26 protein-coding genes are annotated in these 24,576 nt (G+C 25.0%); 17 read left to right on the plus strand and 9 right to left on the minus strand.

Going from position 1 to position 24,576, the window contains the following annotated elements:
* Positions 1 to 4: 4 nt before the first annotated feature.
* Positions 5 to 544, minus strand: coding sequence for a 5-formyltetrahydrofolate cyclo-ligase (locus AMRN_RS08845; protein ID WP_099310313.1), 540 nt, complete (start codon positions 542 to 544; stop codon positions 5 to 7).
* 61 nt (positions 545 to 605) lie between these two features.
* On the opposite strand from AMRN_RS08845, the gene AMRN_RS08850 reads away from it, so the two are divergent.
* From AMRN_RS08850 to AMRN_RS08875, 6 genes are all read left to right on the plus strand, one after another.
* A complete protein-coding gene (locus AMRN_RS08850) occupies positions 606 to 1,166 on the plus strand; it encodes a TlpA family protein disulfide reductase (protein WP_099310314.1) in 561 nt (186 codons plus the stop codon).
* The gene (gene ftsY, locus AMRN_RS08855) at positions 1,166 to 2,167 is read left to right on the plus strand and encodes a signal recognition particle-docking protein FtsY (RefSeq protein ID WP_099310315.1); all 1,002 of its coding nucleotides are present in this window, start codon (positions 1,166 to 1,168) and stop codon (positions 2,165 to 2,167) included. Before AMRN_RS08850 ends, ftsY begins: the two co-directional genes overlap by 1 nt.
* Before the next feature lie 22 nt (positions 2,168 to 2,189).
* Complete coding sequence (locus tag AMRN_RS08860) at positions 2,190 to 3,074, plus strand: cache domain-containing protein (RefSeq protein WP_165772829.1); 885 nt, start codon at positions 2,190 to 2,192, stop codon at positions 3,072 to 3,074.
* A complete protein-coding gene (locus AMRN_RS08865; protein ID WP_099310317.1) occupies positions 3,071 to 3,736 on the plus strand; it encodes a response regulator transcription factor in 666 nt (221 codons plus the stop codon). The genes AMRN_RS08860 and AMRN_RS08865 overlap by 4 nt, the downstream gene beginning before the upstream one ends.
* Positions 3,720 to 4,856 carry a sensor histidine kinase gene (locus tag AMRN_RS08870; protein ID WP_099310318.1) on the plus strand — a complete coding sequence of 379 codons (1,137 nt, stop codon included), beginning with the start codon at positions 3,720 to 3,722 and terminating at the stop codon, positions 4,854 to 4,856. Before AMRN_RS08865 ends, AMRN_RS08870 begins: the two co-directional genes overlap by 17 nt.
* A gap of 72 nt (positions 4,857 to 4,928) precedes the next feature.
* Entirely contained in the window at positions 4,929 to 5,876 is a 948-nt protein-coding gene (locus AMRN_RS08875) for a c-type cytochrome (protein ID WP_099310319.1), read from the plus strand.
* 14 nt (positions 5,877 to 5,890) lie between these two features.
* Here AMRN_RS08875 and AMRN_RS08880 read toward each other — a convergent pair whose 3' ends face one another.
* The 4 genes from AMRN_RS08880 to AMRN_RS08895 form a co-directional block, all read right to left on the minus strand.
* Positions 5,891 to 6,445, minus strand: a complete 555-nt coding sequence (locus AMRN_RS08880; RefSeq protein ID WP_099310320.1) for a YqiA/YcfP family alpha/beta fold hydrolase — start codon at positions 6,443 to 6,445, stop codon at positions 5,891 to 5,893.
* Complete coding sequence (locus AMRN_RS08885; RefSeq protein ID WP_228150788.1) at positions 6,442 to 7,338, minus strand: DMT family transporter; 897 nt, start codon at positions 7,336 to 7,338, stop codon at positions 6,442 to 6,444. The genes AMRN_RS08880 and AMRN_RS08885 overlap by 4 nt, the downstream gene beginning before the upstream one ends.
* A 48-nt stretch (positions 7,339 to 7,386) precedes the next feature.
* On the minus strand, positions 7,387 to 7,986 hold the full coding sequence (locus tag AMRN_RS08890) for a Crp/Fnr family transcriptional regulator (protein ID WP_196778517.1): 600 nt from the start codon (positions 7,984 to 7,986) through the stop codon (positions 7,387 to 7,389).
* A 114-nt stretch (positions 7,987 to 8,100) separates the two neighbouring features.
* Positions 8,101 to 10,023, minus strand: coding sequence for a methyl-accepting chemotaxis protein (locus AMRN_RS08895; protein WP_165772830.1), 1,923 nt, complete (start codon positions 10,021 to 10,023; stop codon positions 8,101 to 8,103).
* 220 nt (positions 10,024 to 10,243) lie between these two features.
* Here AMRN_RS08895 and radA point away from each other — a divergent pair, with 220 nt between their 5' ends.
* A complete protein-coding gene (gene radA / locus AMRN_RS08900) occupies positions 10,244 to 11,593 on the plus strand; it encodes a DNA repair protein RadA (RefSeq protein WP_099310322.1) in 1,350 nt (449 codons plus the stop codon).
* 29 nt (positions 11,594 to 11,622) lie between these two features.
* Here radA and AMRN_RS08905 read toward each other — a convergent pair whose 3' ends face one another.
* Both AMRN_RS08905 and AMRN_RS08910 read right to left on the minus strand, forming a co-directional pair.
* Positions 11,623 to 12,072, minus strand: coding sequence for a sll1863 family stress response protein (locus AMRN_RS08905; protein ID WP_099310323.1), 450 nt, complete (start codon positions 12,070 to 12,072; stop codon positions 11,623 to 11,625).
* Positions 12,069 to 12,374, minus strand: a complete 306-nt coding sequence (locus AMRN_RS08910) for a sll1863 family stress response protein (protein ID WP_099310324.1) — start codon at positions 12,372 to 12,374, stop codon at positions 12,069 to 12,071. The genes AMRN_RS08905 and AMRN_RS08910 overlap by 4 nt, the downstream gene beginning before the upstream one ends.
* 139 nt (positions 12,375 to 12,513) lie before the next feature.
* Between AMRN_RS08910 and ybeY the strand changes: the two genes are divergently transcribed.
* Both ybeY and AMRN_RS08920 read left to right on the plus strand, forming a co-directional pair.
* The gene (gene ybeY / locus AMRN_RS08915; RefSeq protein ID WP_099310334.1) at positions 12,514 to 12,933 is read left to right on the plus strand and encodes an rRNA maturation RNase YbeY; all 420 of its coding nucleotides are present in this window, start codon (positions 12,514 to 12,516) and stop codon (positions 12,931 to 12,933) included.
* A 2-nt stretch (positions 12,934 to 12,935) separates the two neighbouring features.
* The gene (locus AMRN_RS08920; RefSeq protein ID WP_099310325.1) at positions 12,936 to 13,856 is read left to right on the plus strand and encodes a calcium/sodium antiporter; all 921 of its coding nucleotides are present in this window, start codon (positions 12,936 to 12,938) and stop codon (positions 13,854 to 13,856) included.
* Positions 13,857 to 13,862: 6 nt separating this feature from the next.
* Here the strand turns inward: AMRN_RS08920 and AMRN_RS08925 are convergent, their stop codons facing one another.
* Positions 13,863 to 14,267 (minus strand): Fur family transcriptional regulator, encoded by a 405-nt coding sequence (locus AMRN_RS08925; RefSeq protein WP_099310326.1) that lies wholly within the window; start codon positions 14,265 to 14,267, stop codon positions 13,863 to 13,865.
* A 198-nt stretch (positions 14,268 to 14,465) separates the two neighbouring features.
* On the opposite strand from AMRN_RS08925, the gene AMRN_RS08930 reads away from it, so the two are divergent.
* The 7 genes from AMRN_RS08930 (at position 14,466) to AMRN_RS08960 (ending at position 22,793) form a co-directional block, all read left to right on the plus strand.
* Positions 14,466 to 14,903 carry a Dps family protein gene (locus AMRN_RS08930; protein ID WP_099310327.1) on the plus strand — a complete coding sequence of 146 codons (438 nt, stop codon included), beginning with the start codon at positions 14,466 to 14,468 and terminating at the stop codon, positions 14,901 to 14,903.
* Between the two features lie 89 nt (positions 14,904 to 14,992).
* Positions 14,993 to 15,646, plus strand: a complete 654-nt coding sequence (locus tag AMRN_RS08935; protein WP_099310328.1) for a ferritin family protein — start codon at positions 14,993 to 14,995, stop codon at positions 15,644 to 15,646.
* 38 nt (positions 15,647 to 15,684) lie between these two features.
* Complete coding sequence (locus AMRN_RS08940) at positions 15,685 to 17,223, plus strand: endonuclease/exonuclease/phosphatase family protein (RefSeq protein WP_099310329.1); 1,539 nt, start codon at positions 15,685 to 15,687, stop codon at positions 17,221 to 17,223.
* Positions 17,224 to 17,343: 120 nt separating this feature from the next.
* Positions 17,344 to 17,631, plus strand: coding sequence for a hypothetical protein (locus tag AMRN_RS08945; protein ID WP_118897413.1), 288 nt, complete (start codon positions 17,344 to 17,346; stop codon positions 17,629 to 17,631).
* A 77-nt stretch (positions 17,632 to 17,708) separates the two neighbouring features.
* Positions 17,709 to 21,128, plus strand: a complete 3,420-nt coding sequence (locus tag AMRN_RS08950) for a hypothetical protein (RefSeq protein ID WP_099310140.1) — start codon at positions 17,709 to 17,711, stop codon at positions 21,126 to 21,128.
* A 20-nt stretch (positions 21,129 to 21,148) separates the two neighbouring features.
* Positions 21,149 to 21,982: a tetratricopeptide repeat protein gene (locus tag AMRN_RS08955; protein WP_118897415.1), complete on the plus strand. Its 834-nt coding sequence runs from the start codon at positions 21,149 to 21,151 to the stop codon at positions 21,980 to 21,982.
* Positions 21,975 to 22,793 (plus strand): tetratricopeptide repeat protein, encoded by an 819-nt coding sequence (locus AMRN_RS08960; protein WP_118897417.1) that lies wholly within the window; start codon positions 21,975 to 21,977, stop codon positions 22,791 to 22,793. Before AMRN_RS08955 ends, AMRN_RS08960 begins: the two co-directional genes overlap by 8 nt.
* Positions 22,794 to 22,817: 24 nt before the next feature.
* Here the strand turns inward: AMRN_RS08960 and AMRN_RS08965 are convergent, their stop codons facing one another.
* The gene (locus AMRN_RS08965) at positions 22,818 to 23,159 is read right to left on the minus strand and encodes a hypothetical protein (protein ID WP_099312104.1); all 342 of its coding nucleotides are present in this window, start codon (positions 23,157 to 23,159) and stop codon (positions 22,818 to 22,820) included.
* Between the two features lie 85 nt (positions 23,160 to 23,244).
* Between AMRN_RS08965 and murJ the strand changes: the two genes are divergently transcribed.
* The gene (murJ, locus tag AMRN_RS08970) at positions 23,245 to 24,555 is read left to right on the plus strand and encodes a murein biosynthesis integral membrane protein MurJ (protein ID WP_099312102.1); all 1,311 of its coding nucleotides are present in this window, start codon (positions 23,245 to 23,247) and stop codon (positions 24,553 to 24,555) included.
* Positions 24,556 to 24,576: the final 21 nt, after the last annotated feature.

Here is a 24,576-nt window from a genome sequence, read left to right on the forward strand (position 1 = left end):
AACCTTAATTTGTAATTATATAATTAGCTTGAATATCGTAATCATTAGATAATATTTTTGGCGTTTTACAAAGTTTCAGTTGTGTAAAAACCATACATGGAGTATAGCCTAAACGATAAAAGAACCTATCATACATTCCTTTTCCAAAGCCAATTCTTTTACATAGTCCATCTACTCCCACTACAGGAACTATTGCTAAATCAATCTTTTTTGCTTTGAAGTTAGAATTTGGTGGTTCTTTTATACCAAACTTTTTTTTCTTCAATGGTAATCTATATTTGACTGCTTTAAAACTATCACCTATCATATAAGGAACATAAACTTCACACACCCTCTCTTTGCGGAGTTTATTTATTAGTGGTAAAACATCAACTTCAATTCCCATTGGAATATATAAAAGTACACTTTTTGCTTTATATTGTTTTATTAATATATGTAAATTTCTTACTACTTTTTTATCTTTATAAATCTTTGAAAAACGACTCTCAAATTCTAATCTTTTAATACACGATTTTCTAAAATCACGCTTGTGACTCTCTTCCATATTTAAGCCTTACTTGGATAAAATTCTTACCCAGCAAATTATTTTACCAAAAGGAATTAAAATGCAGTTTAAGAATATAGCATTTATAGCAATTTTATCTATACTTTTTTTCACAGGTTGTGGTGATTCAAAAGTAAATGAAGATGGTAAAACTGAAGCTAAAATACAAACTAAATTTCAATTAAGCAATATTGACGGAACTACTTTTACAATAAATAAAGAAGGTGAAAAGGTTATATTTGATTGGCCTAAAAAAAAGATAGTATTATTAAACTTTTTTGGAACATGGTGCAATCCTTGTATAGCAGAGATACCTCACTTTAATAATTTGATAAAAAAATATCAAGAAGATTTAGAAATTGTTGCTGTAAGTTTGGAGAAAAAAAATGAAAAACAAACTACAAATGAAGCTTTAGAATCATTTAAAAATAAATACAATATTCAATATAAAATAGTAAATAGTGAAGAAAAATACAACCTTGCAAGTGCATTAGGAGAGATAAAAACTATTCCTACAATGTTTTTAATTGATAAAAAAGGTAACATTAAACAAAAATACACAGGTATTATTCCAGAAGAGATGATAGAAACAGATATAAAAAAAGAGCTTGAGGACAAATAATGTTTAGTTTTTTTAAGAAAAAAAATGAAGAGATTAAAGAAGAAATACCAAAAGAAGAAGTTGAACAAACTACTCAAAAAGCTTTAGATGAAGAAAAAATTCAAGATAATAATGAAGAAGAACACAAAGGTTTTTTCTCAAAAGCTTTAGAAAAAACTTTTGCAAATATTAAAACTGTAGTTCCCCATAAAAAAGAGAAGATAAGTTTTGATGACATTGAAGAACTTTTAATTGAAGCAGATGTTGAATACGAAATAATAGAAAAAGCTATGGATGGACTTCCTGAGATGATTACAAGAAAACAATTAAGACACAGACTTGTGATGCTTTTTGAACATGCTCCTGATGTAGATTTATCAAACCTTCCAAAACCATTTGTAAGACTGATAATTGGAGTAAATGGTGCAGGTAAAACAACAACAATAGCAAAACTTGCTACAAAATCAAAAAAAGAGAATAAAAGTGTTATTTTAGGTGCAGGAGATACATTTAGAGCGGCTGCTATTGAACAGCTTTCATCTTGGGCTGATAAAATTGATGTTCCAATTATAAAAACAAAACAAGGACATGATCCAAGTGCTGTTGCATTTGATACAATTTCATCTGCTGTTGCAAGAGGAATTGATAATGTTATTATTGATACAGCAGGAAGATTGCAAACTCAAACAAATCTAAATAATGAACTTAAGAAAATTGTAAAAGTTTGTAATAAAGCATATGAGGGTGCTCCTCATCAAAAATTACTTATAATAGATGGAACACAAGGAAATAGTGCAATTTCTCAAGCACAAGCTTTTAATGAGATGGTTCAAGTTGATGGAATTATTGTAACAAAACTTGATGGAACAGCAAAAGGTGGAGCTTTATTTTCTATCTCAAACAGACTTGAACTACCAATATTTTATGTGGGGGTTGGGGAAAAACAAGATGATTTAATAGAGTTTAGTCCTGATGAATTTGTTGATAGTTTATTGGATGAAATCTATACAAAAGAACAATAAAACATAAAACATGAGGTGAATATTGCAATTTTTTAAAGCAAATAAATACTTAATAATAATTGTATTTGTAACCTCATTTTTTATCTTACTAACATTTTATTTTTTAAAACATTTAAATAATAGTGATGATTTATTAAATAATCTAGAAAACTCTTTAAATACTACTAAAAATCTCTTTGAAGAACAGAAAAGATATGCTTTATCATTATCTATTTTATTATCAGAAGATAAAGAGATTGTAAACAGCTTTTTAAATAACAATAGAGTTGAAACTTTTAATGTAGTAAATAGAAAAATAAAAACACTGAAAAAACTTCAAAATAGTAATTTAGAAGTTCAAATTCATAACAAAGATTTAAGTACATATTTAAGAAGTTGGGATTTAAGCATAAAAGATATACCTCTTTCAAGTTTTAGAAAAGGACTTGTAAAAGTAAAAGAAGAAAAAAAACCTATTGTTTCAATAGAACTTGGTAAAAGATTAAATATAAAAGCCATATCTCCTATAAAAAATAATGGAAAATATATTGGTTCGCTTGAAGTTATTGTTGGGTTTAAATATTTGACAAAGCAACTAAAACAAAAAGGTTCTACTCTTTATGTATTATTAAATAAAAAATATTTGAATATTGCTACTAACTTAAAAGATAATCCCAAAATAGATAATTATCTTTTAGTAAACAGTGTAGATATAGAAGATTTAAAAGACTTGGATTTGAATAACTTAAAAGATTATGGATACGTTTCAACAAAAAAACACTCCTTTGCATACTTTTCATATTATGACTTAGACAATAAACATTTAGGTTATATATTTACATCAATTCTAAATAAAAATAAAATAAATCTAAATAACTCTTTTGATTATGAAGAGATTAATAGCAACACAAAGGTGCAGATAAAATGAGACTTTTATTACTTGAAGATGACTTAGAATACAAACTTAGCATAAAAGACTATTTGGAATCTTTAGGATATGAAATTGATGATTTTGATGATGGAGAAGATGCCTTAAGTGCAATATATGAAAACAAATATCATTTGTTAATTTTAGATATTAGAGTTCCAAATATAAATGGCTATGAAGTAGTAAAAAACATAAGAGAAAATGGTGATAATACACCTGTTATCTATATTACCTCGCTTACTGATATAAATAATCTAAGTTTAGGATATGAGCTTGGTTGCAATGATTATATTAAAAAACCTTTTTCACCTAAAGAGTTAAAATATAGAGTTGAACAACTTTTAAAACTTTTTTATACAAATGAAAACAGTGATAAAATAAAATTAAAATTAGAATTTACATATGATATTTTAAAAAAACAACTCTTTCAAAATTCAGAATTAATACAGTTAACAAAAAAAGAATCTGAAGTTGTTTTTTGTTTGATTACGAATAAAAATCAATTTGTAAGCATAGATAAACTAAGAAGTGAAGTTTGGGATGATAGATATATTTGTGAAGCAGATATTAGAGTTTGTATCAAGAAGATAAGAGATAAAACCTCAAAAGATTTTATAATAAATCAAAGGGGAATAGGATATAAAATTGATAGAGAAGAATAAACATTTTATATTTAAAATATCGTTTTTTTATACAACAATATTTTTTATATTTATTGCCATTCCTATATATTTTTATACAAACTTAGAGTTAGAAAATTACAAAAACAATCAAGATAGACTTCTAATAGAACATGCACAAAAAATACAAAGAGCAATATATGATTTTTCAAGTTCAAAAAGTAATACATTTAATTTTCCTAAATCTTTTAAATTTGAAGCGACATTAATCTCAAAAGAAAAAGAAAATATATATAAAACAAGAAATATAAATATTAATAAAAACTCTAAATTAAGTATAAAAATAGAATTAGCAAAAAATAGATTAAATGCAAAATATCTAAAAGTTGAAAAACAACTCTCTTATGAAGAAATATATTTAAAGATTTTAGTACTTATTTTATGTATTGGATTATTTGTATTCATATCTATATATTTAATTATAAAAGCAAGTATTGAGCCATATAAAAAAGCAAATGAATATTTAGACGCTTTTTTCAATGATGCCATGCATGAGTTAAAAACTCCTTTGGGTGTAATACAGTTAAACTTAGAGATATTGGATGAAAAACAAGCAAATACAAAAGAGATAAATCGCTCAATTAATGCTGTCAAAAATCTTTTTTTAGTTTATGAAGATATAGAATACTTAATTAAACAAAAAAGCGTAAAGTACAATAAAGAAGAAGTTGACTTTAGCTATATTTTGAAACAAAGAATTGATCAATTTGAAAGTTTAAGTGTTACAAAAAATTTAAAATTTATCTTAAATATAAAAGATAATATTAATATTTATATAAATAGAACTCATCTACAAAGAATCATAGATAATACAATCTCAAATGCAATAAAATACTCTTATAAAGATACAAATATAACAATAACTTTAAAAAGTGATGATAAAAATAATACCATTTTTAGTGTACATAACTTCTCAAATCCCATAAAAGATACTAAAACAGTTTTTAATAGATACTATAAAGAAAACCATATAAAGGGGGGCTTTGGTATAGGTTTGAATATTGTAGAAAATATTTGCAAATTAAATAATATTAAAATAAAACTAAGTTCAACAAAAGAAATTGGTACAAGTTTTACCTACACATTCTTAACTAATACTTAATTTATACTATTAAAAGTAAACATAAAAGTAACTTTATATTTATATAATAACTTATAAATAAAAGGAGCTACCATGAATAAGAAAAAATTAGTTGTTACAACAGCATTAATTACTTTACTTTCATCATTTGCATATGCAGCACAAGAAATGGCTGCACCAAAGACTTATCCAAAAGGAGAAATTGGTAAAATTGTTAAATTAGGTGAAGATATTGTAAATAACACAGATACACATCCTTTAACAAAAGATTTTGTAGGAAATAAACTACAATGTAAAAGTTGTCACTTAAAAGGTGCAGATGGCAAAGTGGGTACAGGAAAAGGTATATCTAGTTGGATTGGTACAGCAGCAACATTCCCAGCATGGTCAAAAAGAGAAAAAACAGTTCAAACATTACAAGATAGATCAAATAACTGTTTTATGAGAAGTATGAATGGGAAAAGACCAATTATTGATACAGAAGCAAGTATTGCTATTGCTGCTTATATAACTTGGTTATCAGAAGGTAGTAAAATCAAAATGAATGCAAAAGGTCCTTGGAGTGAACATAATACTAAGTTATATCCAAAAGCTGTAAAACATTTCAAAAAAATACAAAAAAATGCCACACATGAAAATTATCTTGCAGGAAAAGAGATTTATAAAAATCAATGTGCATCATGTCATGGAGTAAATGGGGAAGGTCTTGCAACATTTCCACCATTATGGGGTAAAGATGCAAATGGAAATTGGTTAAGTTATAATACAGGTGCAGGAATGAGTAAACTAGATAAAGCAGCAGCATGGGTTAAATCAAATATGCCTTTAGGACAAGGAAATAGCATGAGTGATCAAGATGTAGCAGATGTTGTTTTATATATGAATGCACAAGAAAGAGACTCATTTGATCTTAAGAAAAGACTTCTACCAAAAGAAGAAATGGGCTATTATAACTCTAAAGTATTTGAAGAAAAACACACAGTTGAAAGCAATTTTAAAGCTTTAGGACTTGACTTAAATAAAATCAAAAATGGTAAATAGTAAGCAAGCGCTTACTATTTATTAAAAAAAGAATCAATTTTAAAAAAATAGTTTTCTATATTACAAAAAGAGTGATTCCCTCCTTCATAAACTTCCAAATAGCTATTTGGAAGTTTTTTAATAGCTTGTTTATAATCTAAAATTTCATCACCAGTTTGAAGCAATGTTAAAAAATTCTTTTCATTTTCTATACTTTTAACTTCTATTTGTTTTAATTGTTGCATATGTATTAAAGTTACTTCAAAAGATGTTTCATCAAAATAGTTCTTTGCCATACCAATTTTACCTAATATTTTATATGGAAAGATTGCTGGATTTATTAATACTGCTTTTAAGTTATACTTATTTGCTAAATAAATAGAGTAATATCCACCTAAAGATGAACCAATAAGATTTATTGTTTCACCTTTTAATTGAAAAGCTTTTATTAATTGTTCTAAAGTATCAATTGCTAAAGTAGGAACATAAGATAAAGAAGGAGTTATAATATCATTTTTAAAAAACTCTTTAAATAAAGTGGCTTTTCCTCCATGTCCACTACTTCCAAAACCATGTATATAAATTATCATTTTTTAAGCCTTTTGTTTTTTTGTAATAAAAATGTTGCAATAGAAGTAATTATAATACCTGGGATAACTATAGTTTCAATACTTTTATGATCAATAATTAAAAGTAAAATAGCAACAGCAACAGGATTTAAATATATATATGACATAACTTTTGTAGGTCCTAAAATCACAGTACTTTTTTGATATAAAAACAAAGTTATAATTGTTGTTCCAATTATTAAATAAAGCATATGATAAATCAAGTTACCTTCAATTAATTCCCAATTTAGTGGCTTTTGAAAAATCATCATTCCAAGTGCCATCCAAATTGCCCCACCAATTAATGTACAAAATACAAGAACTAAAGGATTATCATTTCTATATAAAAGTTTAATAGAAATTGAGTAACAACACATACAAAAAGAACCTATTATAAATATATAATCACCATCATTTAAAGAAAAAGATAAAAGTAATTCAAGATTTCCTTTAAAAATAACCCATAAGGTTCCAATTAAACCAATAAGATATACAAGTAATTTATTAAAACTAATTTTTTCTTTAAATATAAACAGTGCTAAAATTGCAGTCATTAAAGGAACAAGTGTATATAAAGTTCCAGTATTTAATACAGTTGTTAATTTTAAAGCCTCAAACATTCCCATAAAATACAAAGAATAAAAAAGACTAATAACAAGTGCTCTTGGTAAAGTTTTCAAGATACCATCTCTTAATGATTTTCTAAATAAAATAAATGGTGCCATTATAATTATAGCTCCAATAAATCTAAGAAAAGTTAAAGACAAAGGGTTAACAACATTTGCTAGTCTTTGTGAAGCTAAAAATGAACCTGCTACTAAAAAAGTAGCAAATAATACATACATATGTGCTTGTAAAGTTGAAGTATTTTTCAATAATAATCCTTGATTTTTTTGAAATTTTAGTAAATAAAAAAGTTTTTGTCATTTACATATGTTGATGCTTTTTCTAATTCTACTTAATTGCGTAGCTGATATACCAATATGAGAAGCGATATGGTGTTGTGCAACCCTACTTTCAATATTGGGGTGTTTATTAATAAAATTCAAATATCTTTTTTTTGCATCATCTATAACTAAAGATATTTCGATATTTTCTTTTTCAATAATCCAATTTTTTTCAATATATGCAATATAAAAATCTTTTAATTCATTGTTTTTATTTATCAATTCTTTATACAATTCAAAATCAATATCAATAACAATACTATCTTCTAAACTTTCAATACCTAAGTAAGACTCTTGTTTTGTTAATAAGGATACAACAGATGCAGAAAAGAAGTTTTCAAAAAAAAGATTTTTATTATATAAAGCACCATTTTCATCTAAAAAATAAGTTCTTAATAAACCTTTACATATAAAATGAATATATTTTGCTTTATCACCTAAGTAAAGTAATGTTTCACCTTTTTTTATCACATTTAATGTGCAAAACTTTTTAAATTCATTAAAGGTTTCATCACTAATAGTGGAGTAACTATTAAGCGCTTTATGAAGTTGCATAAAATAATTGTTTTTATTCAATAATAATCTCCATTAAATATTAAATATTAACAAAATTATAATAAGAGAGTACTTTTGATTTATTTATAAGTTAGATTTTAAATAAAAATTAAAATAGTATCTTAAAAAAAGATACTATTTTTGAATGAATTTATTCTTTTTAACTTCATTTTCAATCTCTTTAGACATACCCTCAACAGTTTTTACTACTTCATTTGTTTGTGTTGCAATCAAAGCATTCTCTTGTGTAGTTTTGTCTAACTGGGAAATTGCACTATTAATTTGTTCTAAACCTTTCATTTGTTCACTTGAATTAGTTGTTACTGTTTCAACTATTTTTGTTGTATGTATAATATTATCATTTAAACTTTCAAAGCCTTTATACATTTGCTCAACAACTTCTTTACCACTAGTTGTACTAATTGTTGCACTTTCAACTAGCTCTTTAATTTTACTTGCAGCTTGAGCACTTCTATTTGCTAAGTTTCTAACTTCAGCAGCTACAACTGCAAAACCTTTTCCAGCTTCCCCTGCAGTTGCTGCCTCTACTGCTGCGTTTAGAGAAAGAATATTTGTTTGAAAAGATATTTGGTCAATTATTGTAATTGATTCAATAATTGCTTGAACATGATTATTTATATCTTCCATTGAATTTGTTGTTTTTCTTGATAATTCTTTACCTTTTGATACTTCATCTTTTAAAGTATTTGAATTTTTTGCAAGTTCATTTGTATATTTACTATTTTCTCTCATAGTTTGTGTTATTTCTTCAAGATTTGCAGCACTTTCCTCTAGAGAAACTGCTTCTTCATTTGCACTTGTTGATAATCTATTCATATTTGAAGATAAGGTGTCTGAACTTTCACGTAATGTCTCTCCATTGTGTAAGTTTATATTTAACATCTTTGAAATTTCAATACCTAAATTATTAACCCCACTCATCAAAGTACAAAGGTGTCCCTCACATGACATATTAGTAACTTTTGTGAAATCTCTTTGTTCATATGATTTTAACACTTCAATTGTATGCATAATTGTAGTTTCTAAATTAGTAATCATTATATTTAAATCATGTGTTAGCTCATTTATAACAGCATTTGATGTTGTTGCTTTAACTCTATTTGATAAAATACCTGAACTTACATCACTAACAACTTTTGATACATCTTGTAAAACGATATCATCTTGTTCAATTGTTTGCTTGATTTTTTTGATATTTTCATTTATTTGTTTTGTCATTTTCCCTATTTCATCTTTTGTTGTAACTTCAATAAGTTCAACACTTTTTTTCTCTTTATTTAAAAAAGATAAAAATGAAAGTAAACCTTTTTCAAAAACTTCTAAAGGCTGTATTAATGATACCTTTGAAATATATGAAACTATTAAAACTAAAATTATTAATATAACAACAATAATTGAAATAAGCGTAATAATCAAACTACTTACATTATCATCAACTCTTTTTTCAATTTTAATTACTTTTTCTTGAACATCATCAAGATAAATTCCAGTAACTAAAGTCCAATTAAATTTATCTATATTTTTTGAAAAAGCCATCTTTTTTATAAGTTTATTGGTATTTGGTTTCTTATAAAAATATTCAACAAAATGATTATCATCTTTTGCATTTTCAACTAATGCTTCTCTAAAGGCAAAACCTTTAATATCAGTCTTTGATAAATCAGTTTTTGTACCGTTTAGTTCAGGCTTTGCACCATGAAATCCAAAATAGTATCCATCTTGTTTTTTTTCATATGCAAAAAAATATCCACTACCATCTAGAAATCTTGCTTTTGATATAAGCTCTATAACCTTTTCTTTTGCTTCTTTTTTTGTATCACTACTATTTATGACACCTTGGACTATTGTATGTATAGTCATTATTTGATTTTTAAGTAACTCTTTTTTTTCATTTACAACAGAGCTTTCAAAATCATTAACTGTCTCCTCACTATTTTTATATGTTAAGTTTACTGTAATAATTGTAGTAATCAGTATTGCAAAAAATACAGGTAATACTACAAGTGTTAACAATTTACTTTTTATACTATTAAACATCGCCATCTCTTTCCTCCTAGCTTGAGTATCATATATATATTGAAATTAAATTTTAGTTTAAATTATAAAATTTAATAGTATTTTATAAGTTGTGCTTCAGTTTGTAACAAAAGTGTAACTTTTTTTTGACCATATCATTTTATTGCAATTTGAAATATTTTATTTCTAATAAGATTTTTTTGTGTATTATTTCATATAGAAAAGCTAAAGGTAATATAAAATGGCGAAAAAGAAAAGATCTTTATTTGAATGTCAACACTGTGGAGAACAAGCAACAAAGTGGTTAGGAAAATGTCCTAATTGTGGTGCTTGGGATAGCTTTATAGAATTAAATGAAGAACAACAAGAAGTTTTAAAAAAAACAACAAAACTAGTATCTACAACATCAAAAGCAAAATCAATCACTCAAGTCAAGCAAGATGATATCACAAGATTTAGTTCAAATAACAGTGAATTTGACTTAGTTTTAGGAGGAGGTATAGTTCCTGGAAGCTTAACATTAATTGGAGGAAGTCCAGGTGTTGGAAAATCAACTTTACTTTTAAAAGTAGCTGGAAATATCGCACAAAGTAATAAAAAAGTTTTATATGTTTCAGGAGAAGAGAGTGCGGGACAAATAAAACTAAGAGCAAATAGACTTGAAGCAAATCATGATGACTTATATTTATTAAGTGAAATTAAACTTGAAGAGATAATGGATGAATTATTAAGAGAAAATTATGAAGTAGTAATTATTGACTCTATACAAACAATTTATTCAGCAGCTTTAACTTCAGCTCCTGGTTCAGTTTCACAAGTAAGAGAGATAACTTTTGAACTTATGAGAAAAGCAAAAGATACTGATATTGCTATGTTTATTATTGGACATATTACTAAAGATGGTGCAATTGCAGGTCCAAGAGTATTAGAGCATATGGTTGATACTGTTTTATATTTTGAAGGTGATGCAAGTAAAGAAATACGAATGCTAAGAGGTTTTAAAAATAGATTTGGCTCAACATCAGAAATAGGTATTTTTGAAATGACAAATGAGGGATTAGTTAGTGCAAAAGATATAGCTTCAAAATTTTTTGATAAATCTAAACCACAAAGTGGTTCTGCTTTGACAGTTGCTATGGAAGGAAGTCGTGCACTTATTCTTGAAGTTCAAGCTTTAGTTACAGAAAGTACCCATCCAAATCCAAAAAGAAGTGCCACAGGCTTTGATGCAAATAGATTAAATATGCTTTTAGCACTACTTGAGAAAAAAATTGATTTACCTTTAAACCATTATGATGTATTTGTAAATATAAGTGGAGGAATAAGAATAAAAGAGAGTTCTGCTGATTTAGCAGTAATTGCAAGTATTATAAGCTCTTTTAGAGATAGACCATTATCAAAAGAGTCTGCATTTATTGGTGAAGTTTCATTAACTGGTGAGATAAAAGATGTATATTCAATTGATATGAGATTAAAAGAGGCTCAAGCACAAGGAATAAAAAAAGCAATATGTGCACAAAAGCCATCAACAAAACTTGAAATAAAAGTTTTTGCTGTTGATGAAGTTACAAAAATGTTAGAACTATTTTAATAATTAAAAGCTCAAAAGAGCTTTTAATTTTATTTATCTATATTTTCCAACTCTTTTTCAGCTTTTTGCCAAGAAAGCTCAACTCTTTTATAAGCTTGTTCAAAACCATTTTTAATAGTTTGCCAAGCATCTAAAGAACTAGATTTTAATTGTCCTAAATTTTCAGCTAATTCAACTCTTTGTTTTCGTAACTCTTTTAAAGTTTCTCTAGATTTTTCTTTTGCTTTTGTACTCATTTTTGTAAAGTTTTTATCAACTTTACTTTCTAAGTTATCTATTCTTTTATCTAGTTTTTCTAAACTTTTTTCACTCTTTTTTACTAATTGTTCTTTTTTATCAAAAGAGTAGTTTTTAATTGTACTTACCAACTCTTTTGTATCTTGCTTAATATCCTTAATAGTAATATCATTTGCACTTAAAGGAATAGCAATCACAACAAAACTAACAACTAAAAAATAAAATAGTTTTAATATTCTCATTTTGAAGACTCCTCATCTTTGAATTTTTTCTTTAAATTTGTTATTTCATCACTTAGTTTATCCCAATTGTGTTCAACTGATTCTTTAAAACTCTCCCAAGAATCATCACCCTTTTGTTTGAATTCACTAAGTTTCTCTTCTGCTTCTTTTTCTAATTTTTTAAGTTTTTCTATTTGATTTATATACTCAAGTTGCACATCGTTTTTTGCATTATCAACTCTTGTTTTTAAAATAACTATCTCGTCTTTTAACTCTTCAAGTCTACCCTCAATTTTTTTTTGATAAAGTTCTTTTTTAGTCATAATGTTCTCCTTTTTTAGTTTTTATTTTTTTGGACAACTTTCTAAGCCTAATGCTTATCAAGTTAAATCCTGCTTAAATATTTTTTTAATCTTATTTCAATCTATTTTAGATATTATTTCAAAAAAAATAGGACAATTAATGGTTGATTTAGACAATCGTGTAGAATTTGAAGTAGATACAAAAAAAATTGAAGAGATTACTTTAGATTTAACAAATAAAGATATTGAATTAATCATCACAAATAATGATGAAATTCAAGAAATAAACAAAGAGCATAGACAAAAAGATATGCCAACTGATGTTTTAAGTTTTCCACTGGAGTTTGATATGCCAAATATGCCTTTAGGTTCTATTGTTATATCAAATGAATTCGTTCAAGAAAAAGCAAAAGAGTATAATCATTCAATACAAGATGAGTTTACTCTTTTATTTATACACGGTCTTCTTCACCTTTTAGGATATGACCATGAAATTGATAATGGTGAACATAGATTAAAAGAAGAAGAACTAATCAAAAAGTATAATTTACCAAATAGTTTAATTGTAAGGAACTCGTAAAAATGGATTTTTTAATTTTCACTATCTCTATGGCTGCACTTATTTATGGTGCTGATTTTATTATACAACAAAGTGAAAAAATCGCACTTCACTATAATATTTCACATTTTGTTATTGGAGCAACTTTAGTAGCAGTAGGAACAAGTTTACCTGAAATGGCAGTATCAATGTCTGCTGCTATTAAAGGTAATGCAGATATAGCTGTTGCAAATGTAATTGGAAGTACAATATTTAATATTTCCCTTGTTTTAGGTGCAGTATTTTTAGTTGCTAAAAAAATATCTCCAGATAGAGATTTATTTGCAAAAGATTCTGCTTGGTCACTATTTCCAATATTAATTTTTATTCTTATGGCAATTGATGGAAAATTAAATGCTATTGATGGAATTTTATTTTTATTATTAATGGCAGGATATGTTATATTCTTAATTGGTTCAAATCAAGTTGAACAAATAGATGAAGAACTTGCTAAAGAGAAATTTGATTGGAAAAAAAGTATTGTGCTTTTATTAATAGGATTTGTTTTTGTTGTAGTAGGTGCTGATTTTGCAATTGATAGTGCATCAAATATTGCAAGAACATTTGGAATTAGTGAATGGGCTATTGGATTATTCTTAATCGCATTTGGGACAAGTTTACCTGAACTTACAATTTCTATTAAATCTGCACTAAAAAACAATGCTGATTTAGCAATTGGTAATATTATTGGTTCAAATGTAGCAAATTTTACTATGGTTTTAGGTGTTAGTTCTATTGTAAGTGTATTAAATGTAGATTTATCTAAAAACTTTTTTGATATAGCAGCTGCATTTATAGTATCATTAATGCTTGTGTTTATAACAGCAAATAAACTTTATAATAAATCTGCTGGTATTGCACTACTTGTAGTATTAGCTCTTGTAATTCAAAATAGTTTAGTTTAAACTAAACTACTTTGAACAATCTGGACAAACTCCAGCAAAAATAATACTTGCTTGATTTATAGTATAATTTTTTGAAGAACTTGCTTCTTTCACTAAATTAGAAATATCTAAATCTACATCTTCTATTTTTCCACAAGATGAACACACTAAATGTGAATGCTCATCTTTTACTAATTCATAAACTGATTTTGCATTTGGTATTTTAACTTCATTTAAAAATACTTTTTCTATCATTGCATTTATATTTTTATAAATAGTTGCTAAAGAAATAGATGGAAACTTTTCTAATAATTTTTTATATAAGTCATCAATATTCATATGACCGTTTGAATAAAGCTCTTCAACTATTGCTACTCTTTGAGGAGTAACTTTTAAATCATACTCTTTTAGTAAAATTGTATAATTAATCATTTTTGTACCCTTTTATACCTTTCGTGAAATATTACTATATATATCTTTTAATTTCCTAATTTTTTTGTTATTATAAGTTTATTTAAAAAAATAAAAAAATTAGATAAGTATTAAAAACTATTAAAGGAAAATAATTTTCCTTTAAGTTTTTATTGATATAATTTCTCTAAAGAAAAAAATTATCCAAAGGAGATCAAAATGAAAAAATTGTTAAAACAACTAAAATTAATACAAGGAAGTTCTTTAGTAATGTACACTAAAGTTCACAATTACCACTGGAATATAAAAGGTTTGCAATTCTTTGCAATTCATGAAATGACTGAAAAAATATATGGTGAATTTAGTACAATTTATGATGATGCAGCAGAAAGATTGCTTCAATTAAATGAAAAACCTCTAATATTAATAAGTGAAATAACTGAAAACTCATTTATTAAAGAAGATAAAAAAACAGATTTTGATGCAAAATATGTATTATCAAATATATTAGAAGATTTTGAAAAATTTTTAAAAGAGTTTAAAAAACTTTCAGAACTTGCAGATGAAAATGGTGATAATACAACAGTGGCATTTGCTGATGATAATATTGCACATTTAGAAAAAAATATTTGGATGATTAAAGCCTCTATATCTTAATCATATTGTCTTTTTTAAGTTTAGATGAATTATAATCACTAATGATGAATATTCATCTAAACATTATATAAAATATACCAGGAGTTAAAATGAGACAGTATGAATCTTATAAGTGTAATAAATGTGGAAATGTTGTTGAAGTACAAACAGTAGGTGGAGGTGAACTACACTGCTGTGGCGAAAAAATGGAGATGATTACGCAGAATTTAACTGCTGTTAATCTTATGAAAGCTTTTGCTGGCGAATCAATGGCAAGAAACAAATATGAATACTTTGCGAAGATTGCTCAAAAAGAGGGATTTAGAGATATTGCAGAACACTTCCAAAGAGCTGCAAACAATGAAAAAATGCATGCAAAACTTGAACTTAAAGCCTGTAATGAATTGCTAACTGGCAAAGAGTTTGAAGATACTATTGGTAATTTAAAAATTGCAATTGCAGGTGAAAATTATGAAAATGAAACTATGTATCCAGATTTTGCAGAAATTGCAAAAGAAGAAGGACATAGACAAATCTCTAAAATGCTTGAAATGATTGGAAAAATCGAAATTGAACATGAGAACATGTATAAAGAACTTCTTGAAAGATTAGAAGCAGGAAAAGAGTTTGAAAGTGAAGATGATGAGGAAGAGTGGATTTGTGAAGTATGTGGACATGTACACAGAGGTAAAAAAGCTTTAAAAATGTGCCCAGTATGCAAACACCCTCAAGAATATCAATCAAGACAAAATACAAAAAAATAAAGTAGAGAACTCTCTACTTTATTATCAATAAACTAAACATGAAAAAATATCTATTTTTATTTACATTTTTATTATCTTTTTCTTTTGCAAATGAATTTAAAGTTGCATCATATAATGTTCAAAACCTTTTTGATTTAAAATATGATAAAACTGAATACAAACAATACATACCAAATACAAAATCAAATTGGAATAAAAATACATATAATACCAAAATAAAAAATCTAGCAAAAGTTCTAAAAGATTTGGATGCAAATATTATTGCATTACAAGAAATTGAATCAATACAAGTTTTAAAAGATTTAAAAAAACAACTTCCAAGATATAGATATACATCACTTTTAAAATATAAAAATGGTGCGGTTGGTCTTGGCTTTTTAAGTGATATAAAAATCTTGCACAATAAAAAAATTTCTGTAAAATTTAATAATAAAATCTTTCGGCCTATAATGGAAACAACTTTTTATTATGAAAATATAAAATTTAAGATTTTTAATAATCATTGGCCTTCAAAAAAAGCACAAGAGAGTTATAGAATAAAATATGCTTACACACTTTTAAATAGAATAAAAGAACTACCAAAAGATTATGATTATATAATCTTAGGTGACTTAAATTCAAATTATGATGAAAAACAAACACTTTACTTAAATAAAAATCTTGATGATAGTTTAAATATCACTGGAATAAACGATATTTTAAATACTATAAAAGAAGATAATACATTTATAAATAAAACATCTATTAAAACAGAAGAAAAAAGAGTTCATTATAATCTTTGGTTAGAGTTAGCATATCAAAAAAGATTCTCTTATAAATATAGAGGAAGAAATACAACACCTGATAATATACTTCTACCCTACTCTTTATTTGATGGAAAAAAAATATCTTACATAAATGGAAGTTTTAAAGTTTTTAAACCAAATTATTTATATAAAAATAAACAAATAAATAATTGGAAAGTAAAAAGAGGAGTACATCAAAATAAAGGTTATTCAGATCACCTTCCTATAATTGCAAGTTTTAATGTAAATGCATATAAAACTGAAGCTCAAAATGTAACTTCAATAAAAGATTTGTATAAAGTAAATAATATAAATAAACCTTTAATCATAAAAGATGCGGTAGTAATATATAAAAATGGGAAAAGTGCTATTATAAAACAAAAAAATAATCGTGCAATTTTTGTTTATAATGCTAAAAATTTAAAAGCGTTTTATAATTATGACTTAAAAATCTTTTCAATTGAGAGTTTTCATGGATTAAAAGAGATAAAAAGCCTTGCTATTATTAATGAAAAAAATAAACTTGATAATATTGATGAATATTATTTAAATAATACAAAAGATTTAACTAATATAAAATTTCAAAATGAAATAATAAAAGGGTTAAAAGTTACTTATAAAAAAAGATATGCATATTTCAATAAAAATAAAATTAGCATATACTTCAAAAATAAAGAACTAATTCCAAAAGACAATACGAAACTTCTTTTAAAAAAAGCTCATATTGGCTATTTTAGACAAAAACCACAACTTGTAATTTATAAAAAAAGCGATTTTGAGATACTTAAATAAATATGAACTTGATGGAGAATTAAAATAAATATTAAATAAGTTTCCAAAAAACTAGCTCCTTTAATAACAAATTAAATTATTTTAAACTAAAATACCATAAATTACAATTAGGTTATAAAAATGGGCAATACATATAATGTAATAGAAGCAGGGGTTATACAATGCGCTTGTGGAGGTAAAGTAACATTAACTTCAACAGCAAAAGTAGAACGAATAGCAGGAGCAAAGCCTTTATACCTAAAAGATATAATAGGAGCCCCAGTAGCTTGCCCAAGAAGTAAAAATAAATGTACAAAAGTAGCTTCAATATCAACAGCAGGGACAGAAACAAATGTAAAATCAACTGCTAATCATTTTTTATTAAGAACAGATGATTTAAAACAGATAAAGGAAGAGCAGTTGTATTAGTAAGTCCAGGACAAACAACTTCAAAAATAATTGCCCCACCAAGTATAGAAAATGAAGATGTAATTGCAAATAAAAAAATGATTGAAGAAGAATATGTAAAACAAGAAGATAAAACTATAGAAAATTATGAACTTTATTTAATAAGAAAATCACAAAAAATATATAAACCAATAAGACCTTCAAGAGGATTTAGAAAAGCAGATGAAACCTATGTAACTAATAAAGAAGAATCAGAATTTGATAATATATATTCTCATACCTTAGCTTTTGTATATGTTGTAAAAGGAAGTGAATATTCAGAATATAAAATTTATAATAATGGCGGAATAAATGCAGAAGAATTAAAAGATATAAGGTATCAAGATACAAAAACTGAAATAATAAGAAAATTTATTCCACTTAAAGAAAAAAGTTCATATCAAATTTATTATAGTAATTTCAAATTAAATAACCTAAGCGATATACAAAAACTTTCTGAACTAAAAATAGATACCAAATCCCTAGATAGTAAAAGTGGAATTTATATAAAAGATATAGATAGTATCAATAAAAATAAAATTGAACAAAAACTTCTAGATGTACAAAAAAGTAAAAATGAAGAAAAAAATTTAAATATTATAGTTGGATTTATAGAAGATCCTATAGGAGAAATAGAAGATTTATATGAAGAGTATTATACAAATTATAAATTAGCATATAGTTATAATCAAAATATTTTTGATGATATAAAAAAGAGAAACTCATATGCATATACTATTGCAAATCTTGTAGATTATTTTTATGTTTCTGACTTTGAAGAGGAAAAATATAGAAAAAATTTATTTACATTAAGAGATTGTTATAAAGAATTTATTGAGATGATATTTCTTAATAAAGAACTATATAACTATGTTTTAAAATTTAAAGATATTGAAAATATTGTTCATAAAGATGTAAAGAAAAAAGCATTTTCGTACATAAAGATGCTAACAAACTATTCAAAAGGATTTTTTGATCATAGCTTTATATATTTTGAAGATGAAAATAAATCAAAAATAAAAAAACATTATTTAAAAAAAAACATTTATTTTAATAATGAATTTATTATGTTAGATAATATCAAATTTTTTTACTCTACAAATGTTAAAAAAGAATCATTGATGAGATTTACAGGAAATGATGATTATACACTAGTCAAAGAAGATGCAGAACAAGTTTTGGCTCATATTGTTTTTTGTTTGTTTTTTTTAGATGATTTTAAAGATGATATTAAACCTTTAATAGATTATCAAAAATTTATAAAAATAAGAAATGATTTTTTAATCGCATATAGAAGAATTATTCCTTTACCAAATATAGGATATGGAAAAATTTCAAATGTAAAATCAGTTGTAGAAAATCAAGAATTCTATAATGAAACAGTATTTAAAAATAGTCAAACAACAAGAAATAAGAAAAACTTTATTAAAAAGATTTTTTCAAATAATGAAAAAAATAATCACTTCTTAAAAGATTATAAACAATTGGATAATCATCACATTATGAAATCTTTTGATTACTCATATAAAATAAGCTATAAAAGCGATTTACTTTATATTCCAAAAGATATAAAGTATTATCAAGAAAAAGCAGTCAAATCGCCTAAAACTATTTTAAAAACTATTAAAACAAAGTTTTTAGAAGGAAAATTAGAAAAGTTACTTTTAAAATATCAAAGTTGTAATATAGACAGTTTTGAATATGTAGTGGGAGGTATGAATATTATCTATTCTCTTTGTTCTTGTAAAATTCCTTTAGATGAAGAAGTATTAGTAAATGGAATATTTGCTAGTGAAGATATTAAATACCTTTTAAATTTTACAGATGATATAGTAGACAAAAAAATTAAATTAGAAGATACTAAAAAAGAGCTTATTTTAGGAAATTATCAAATATCAGAACATTTTGATGAGTATCTTATAAAACAACTTTTAAATGAACTACTTTTTCTAAAATCAAGTAATATAGCAAAAGAAAAAGCTCAAAAGTTTTTTGATAAATATCATAACTTAGCAAAAAAAGAAAAAAAGAAAAAAGATGAAAAAACAGTAAAAAAAGATAAAAATAATGAAGATGAAAATGAAAAAATAGAACCTTTAGATTTAGATAATGATATTAAAAAATCAGAAAAAGAGGTACATTTTGTTTTAAAATTTATGTGTGGAATAACAGATTTAATTGATAAAAGTTTGGATAAGTTTTTGGAAGAATACTCAAATGATGAAACATATCAAGTAAAAGGAGTGTCAAAAACAAGAGCTTTGCAATTAGGTTTAGCATTTAAAGCCTACGCTTCTATGTTAGCAATAGCATCAATAAAAGAGTATATCTACGATAATAAAAATAAAGATATAAAATCAACAATAGGCTTTGTAAATGATTTCGCAGGATTAAATAGTGCTTTAATAGGAATATTGCAAAATGAAAAGTTTGAAAATATAGCACAAACTTTTTTAAATAAAATGAATAAAAAATCAGCTGGTAAAAATCTAATAAAAATAAACCTTGCAAATAATGACTTTTTAACAGCAAGTGGCAAATTCTTTGCAAAAGTATCAGCATACACAGTAATAATTATTGCTATAGTAGATGCAATAAAATATGAGAAAAATGAAGATTATGATGCTTTAGCTGTAAGTGTTGGGATGATAACTTTAAATGTAGTGGCATTTTTAGTAACTAGTGGAACACCTTTAATTACGTTTGTATCAATAAGTTCAATTGCATATGCAATTGTAATGTTAAAGTTTGTTGATAGTGCATTTGAAAGCTATTTAAAAAAGTCATTGTTTTATAAAGATGATATATATCTAGAAAGTAAAGATAAAAATATAAAAGGCTTTCCTTCAAAATATCTATTAGAAACAACAAATAGAAAAGAAGAACTAAAAACTATAAATAGTGAAGGATTTAGAAGTGCTAAAAATATAACAAATTTTATAGGAGAAAATTATAAAACAAATGAGTCGTATTTTGATATAGCACTAAAAAATGAATTAAGCTTTTTACAGTCTGTTATGTATGGATTCAAATTAGATAAAGAAGAAATAAAAAGTCATCAAAAAGTAAAAACAGTAAATGGTTATGAAATAGATTTTTATGCTTATGAAGGATTAAAGATACCAAAAATAATTGCAGATGATAAAGAGTTTAAACTTTTCTTTTCTCCCTATGGAGATGAGTATTTAGAAATAAATAAAGCAGCATTAATTGATACTAATGGTATATTTAATTTTTTCCCAAAAGAAAATTCTTATTTTATTTTAAATAATTTTACAAATAAAATAAAAAAAGAAAATCATAGCTCATATATAATAGTTACAAGCTCTTTAATAGATTTAAAATATAAAGTAGTATTTAAAGATTTAAATAAAATAGAAACTTCATCAGATTTTCTACCAAAAATGAATTGCAAAATAGAAATAGAATCATTAGAACAGATAAGTTTTATACCTAAAGATATAAAATACTTAGAATAATATAAAAAAAGAGGAATTAAATGAAAGTAAAAACAATAATAAATATATTAATAATAGCAATAATAAGTCTAAACTTAACTGCATGTGAAGATAATAAAAGTTCAAATAATACAAAAGAAAAGGAAATTAAATTTACTCCTTCTTTACCTATGCCTGATGTTAAAGAAGAATATATAAATAAATATTTTAAATTAAGTCAATTATCTAATGCAAAAAAAGACCCAGTCCCAGCTATGAAGATAGGATATGCATATTCAGAAAAGTTACATGATTATGAAAAAGCCTTAGAGTGGTATAAATATGCTGATTCGATGATTGCATTAGGAGAGAATTCATATTTTGCATGTTATGCATTGCAAAAGTTAAAAAGATATGATGAAGCAATTAGTTGGTGTAAAAAAGCTATTGATTTAAAATGGGATAAAGCTTTATTTAGAATAGGAGATATTTATAAGGAACTAAATGATTATGATAAGGCAGTATTTTATTATAAACAATCATTTGAAAAAACAAAAGATAAAATGTCTGCAAATAATTTAGGATTTATTTTTTCTAAAAAATTAAATAATTATCAAAAAGCTGAAAAATGGTATAAAGAAGCAATAAAATTAAATAATTATGAATCATATAAAAATATTTCGAGTTTATATCATGAAAAATTAAAAAATGATATAAAAGCTTCAGCTTATGCAATAGCAGTAATAGATACAAAATATACAAAAGCTTCAGTTCTAAGGGTTCTACAGAATGACATGAAAATACCAAATGATATAATCCAAAAAGGCTATGAGTTACAACTAAATTCAGATGAATTTCCAATAAAATATAAAGGTAAATTAGATTTAGATGAGTAGATTAATAAAAATAGTACTAATAGGAATAGTAGCATTAAGTTTTATATCTTGTGAAAATAATGAAACAACAAATAAAAAAGAAGTTAAGTATAAAGCATCTTTGCCTATGCCAGAATGGGATAAAAAAGCAGATAAAATCATTCATAATTATTATAATAATTGGCATGATGCAAAAAAAGACCCAATCCCAGCGATGAAAATAGGATATGCATATTCAGAAGAACTAAAAGATTATGAAAAAGCCTTAGAGTGGTATAAATATGCTGATTCGATGATACCTTTAGAAGAGAATTCATATTTTGCATGTTATGCATTGCAAAAGTTAAAAAGATATGATGAAGCAATTAGTTGGTGTAAAAAAGCTATTGATTTAAAATGGGATAAAGCATTGCCATTATTAGCAACAGTTTATGAAGATAATAAAAGATATTATGAAGCAATTAAATATTATAAACAATCATATAATAAAACTAAAGATGGTTTATCTGCAAATAATTTAGGATATTTATATTCTTCAAAAATTAAAGATTATAAAGAAGCTGAAAAATGGTATAAAAAAGCAATTAGATTAAATCATCAATCTACTTATCAAAGTTTTGCAACTTTTTACCATGAAGATTTAAAAGAAGATATTAAAGCAAGTGCTTATTCTATAGCATTAATAGATACAAAGTATACAAAAAGTTCAGTTTTAAAAGTATTACAAGATGAATGGAAAATCCCAAACAATATAATCCAAAAAGGCTACGAACTACAATTAAATTCAGATGAATTTCCAATAAAATATAAAGGTCAGTTAGGATTACCATAATTATAAATAAACAAAAGATACTTATTAAGCATCTTTAGCTTTTTGTATCTCTTTTGTATATTTATATTCAATAAAATTATAAACATTTGCTTCTTTATTTTTTGATAAAAATAAAAACATTTCAAATAACTTAAAGCCTACTTTGAAAAAGCCTGTAAAAGGAAGCATATAAGCCAACAATGTCATTTGTTTATGATATGGATAATATATATCGTACTCTTTTTTTAATTCATTTAATTGAATACTTTGCTCTTTTAATTTTTCAGTATCATTTGTCTTCACAACCATTAAAACAACTAGAATATTTGCAAATATCATAAAAATATTTGCTAACCAACCTAAAATAAAAATCTCTTCATAACTCAAAACAAAACATTCCTTATTTAAATTTTATATAATTATACAATAATTTCTTTGAACCTCTAAAGCAAGATTTGGCTAATATATCAAAATGTTAATTAAATCAATTTTTACAAATAGTAGTGGTATTTTATTTTCAAGAATTTTAGGTTTTATAAGAGATTTACTAACTGCCTCAATTTTGGGAGCAAATATTTATAGTGATATATTTTTTGTTGCTTTTAAATTACCTAACCTTTTTAGAAGAATTTTTGCAGAAGGTGCATTTACACAAGCCTTTATCCCAGCATATGCAAAAGCAAAACATAAAATTAGATTTTCATCAATTATTTTTTTACAACTTATTGGTTTTTTATTGATTTTATCTTTATTTGTTACACTTTTTTCAGAATTAATAACAAAAGCAATTGCATTAGGATTTGATGAAAAAACTGTAAAACTAGCAGCACCACTTGTAGCTATCAATTTTTACTATTTACCTTTAATATTCATAGTTACATTTATGGCTGCTTTATTACAATATAAAAATCATTTTGCTACAACTGCATTTTCAACGGCTCTTTTAAATTTAGCATTAATAGCAGCTTTATTAGTCTCAAAAGATTTAGATAAGTACCAAATAACATACTATTTATCTTATGGTGTTTTAATTGGTGGTTTTTTACAAGTTATAGCTCATATAATTGCAATTAAAAAGAAAAATTTATTAAAAATTTTCACTTTTGATAGAAAGAAAAAAGAAGAAAACAGATTTTATAAAAGTTTCTTAGGTGCAACAATAGGAAGCTCAACAGCGCATATTTCAGCATTTTTAGATACTTGGTTAGCTTCATTTTTAGTTAGTGGATCTATTTCTTATCTTTATTATGCAAATAGAGTTTTTCAACTACCATTAGCTCTTTTTGCAATTGCTACATCAATTGCACTTTTTCCAATGATTTCAAAAGCTATAAAAAATAAAGATGAACAAAAAGCACTGCGACTTTTAAAAAAATCAACTTTTATACTTTTTATTTTATTAAGTATTGCAACAATAATTGGAATAATATTCAATGAATTTATAATATGGTTACTTTTTCAAAGAGGTGCTTTTACACAAATAGATACACAAAATACAGCCCTAATTTTAATTATGTATTTAATAGGTCTTTTACCTTTTGGAATAGCTAAAATTTTTTCACTTTGGTTATATTCCCATGAAAAACAGTTTTTAGCAGCAAAAATATCAATGAAAGCATTAGCTTGGAATATTGTATTTTCACTAGCTTTAATTATTCCTTATGAAGCAGCTGGACTTGCATTAGCAAGTACACTTAGTGGGTTTATTTTATTTTATTTAACTATTAAAGAGTTTGGACTAAGTAAATTCCTCAATCTTTTTACAAACAAATCTTTGCTATAATTACAGCTTTAATTTTTAGAT

Source organism: Malaciobacter marinus (assembly GCF_003544855.1).
GTDB classification, from domain to species: domain Bacteria; phylum Campylobacterota; class Campylobacteria; order Campylobacterales; family Arcobacteraceae; genus Malaciobacter; species Malaciobacter marinus.

Excerpts from the sequence above, each read along its gene's own strand:
- AMRN_RS08845 (WP_099310313.1), bottom strand. The coding sequence starts at position 544 with ATGGAAGAGAGTCACAAGCGTGATTTTAGAAAATCGTGTATTAAAAGA.
- AMRN_RS08850 (WP_099310314.1), top strand. The coding sequence starts at position 606 with ATGCAGTTTAAGAATATAGCATTTATAGCAATTTTATCTATACTTTTT.
- ftsY (WP_099310315.1), top strand. The coding sequence starts at position 1,166 with ATGTTTAGTTTTTTTAAGAAAAAAAATGAAGAGATTAAAGAAGAAATA.
- AMRN_RS08865 (WP_099310317.1), top strand. The coding sequence starts at position 3,071 with ATGAGACTTTTATTACTTGAAGATGACTTAGAATACAAACTTAGCATA.
- AMRN_RS08875 (WP_099310319.1), top strand. The coding sequence starts at position 4,929 with ATGAATAAGAAAAAATTAGTTGTTACAACAGCATTAATTACTTTACTT.
- AMRN_RS08880 (WP_099310320.1), bottom strand. The coding sequence starts at position 6,445 with ATGATAATTTATATACATGGTTTTGGAAGTAGTGGACATGGAGGAAAA.
- AMRN_RS08895 (WP_165772830.1), bottom strand. The coding sequence starts at position 10,023 with ATGTTTAATAGTATAAAAAGTAAATTGTTAACACTTGTAGTATTACCT.
- radA (WP_099310322.1), top strand. The coding sequence starts at position 10,244 with ATGGCGAAAAAGAAAAGATCTTTATTTGAATGTCAACACTGTGGAGAA.
- AMRN_RS08905 (WP_099310323.1), bottom strand. The coding sequence starts at position 12,072 with ATGAGAATATTAAAACTATTTTATTTTTTAGTTGTTAGTTTTGTTGTG.
- AMRN_RS08910 (WP_099310324.1), bottom strand. The coding sequence starts at position 12,374 with ATGACTAAAAAAGAACTTTATCAAAAAAAAATTGAGGGTAGACTTGAA.
- ybeY (WP_099310334.1), top strand. The coding sequence starts at position 12,514 with ATGGTTGATTTAGACAATCGTGTAGAATTTGAAGTAGATACAAAAAAA.
- AMRN_RS08920 (WP_099310325.1), top strand. The coding sequence starts at position 12,936 with ATGGATTTTTTAATTTTCACTATCTCTATGGCTGCACTTATTTATGGT.
- AMRN_RS08925 (WP_099310326.1), bottom strand. The coding sequence starts at position 14,267 with ATGATTAATTATACAATTTTACTAAAAGAGTATGATTTAAAAGTTACT.
- AMRN_RS08930 (WP_099310327.1), top strand. The coding sequence starts at position 14,466 with ATGAAAAAATTGTTAAAACAACTAAAATTAATACAAGGAAGTTCTTTA.
- AMRN_RS08935 (WP_099310328.1), top strand. The coding sequence starts at position 14,993 with ATGAGACAGTATGAATCTTATAAGTGTAATAAATGTGGAAATGTTGTT.
- AMRN_RS08940 (WP_099310329.1), top strand. The coding sequence starts at position 15,685 with ATGAAAAAATATCTATTTTTATTTACATTTTTATTATCTTTTTCTTTT.
- AMRN_RS08945 (WP_118897413.1), top strand. The coding sequence starts at position 17,344 with ATGGGCAATACATATAATGTAATAGAAGCAGGGGTTATACAATGCGCT.
- AMRN_RS08950 (WP_099310140.1), top strand. The coding sequence starts at position 17,709 with ATGATTGAAGAAGAATATGTAAAACAAGAAGATAAAACTATAGAAAAT.
- AMRN_RS08955 (WP_118897415.1), top strand. The coding sequence starts at position 21,149 with ATGAAAGTAAAAACAATAATAAATATATTAATAATAGCAATAATAAGT.
- AMRN_RS08960 (WP_118897417.1), top strand. The coding sequence starts at position 21,975 with ATGAGTAGATTAATAAAAATAGTACTAATAGGAATAGTAGCATTAAGT.
- murJ (WP_099312102.1), top strand. The coding sequence starts at position 23,245 with ATGTTAATTAAATCAATTTTTACAAATAGTAGTGGTATTTTATTTTCA.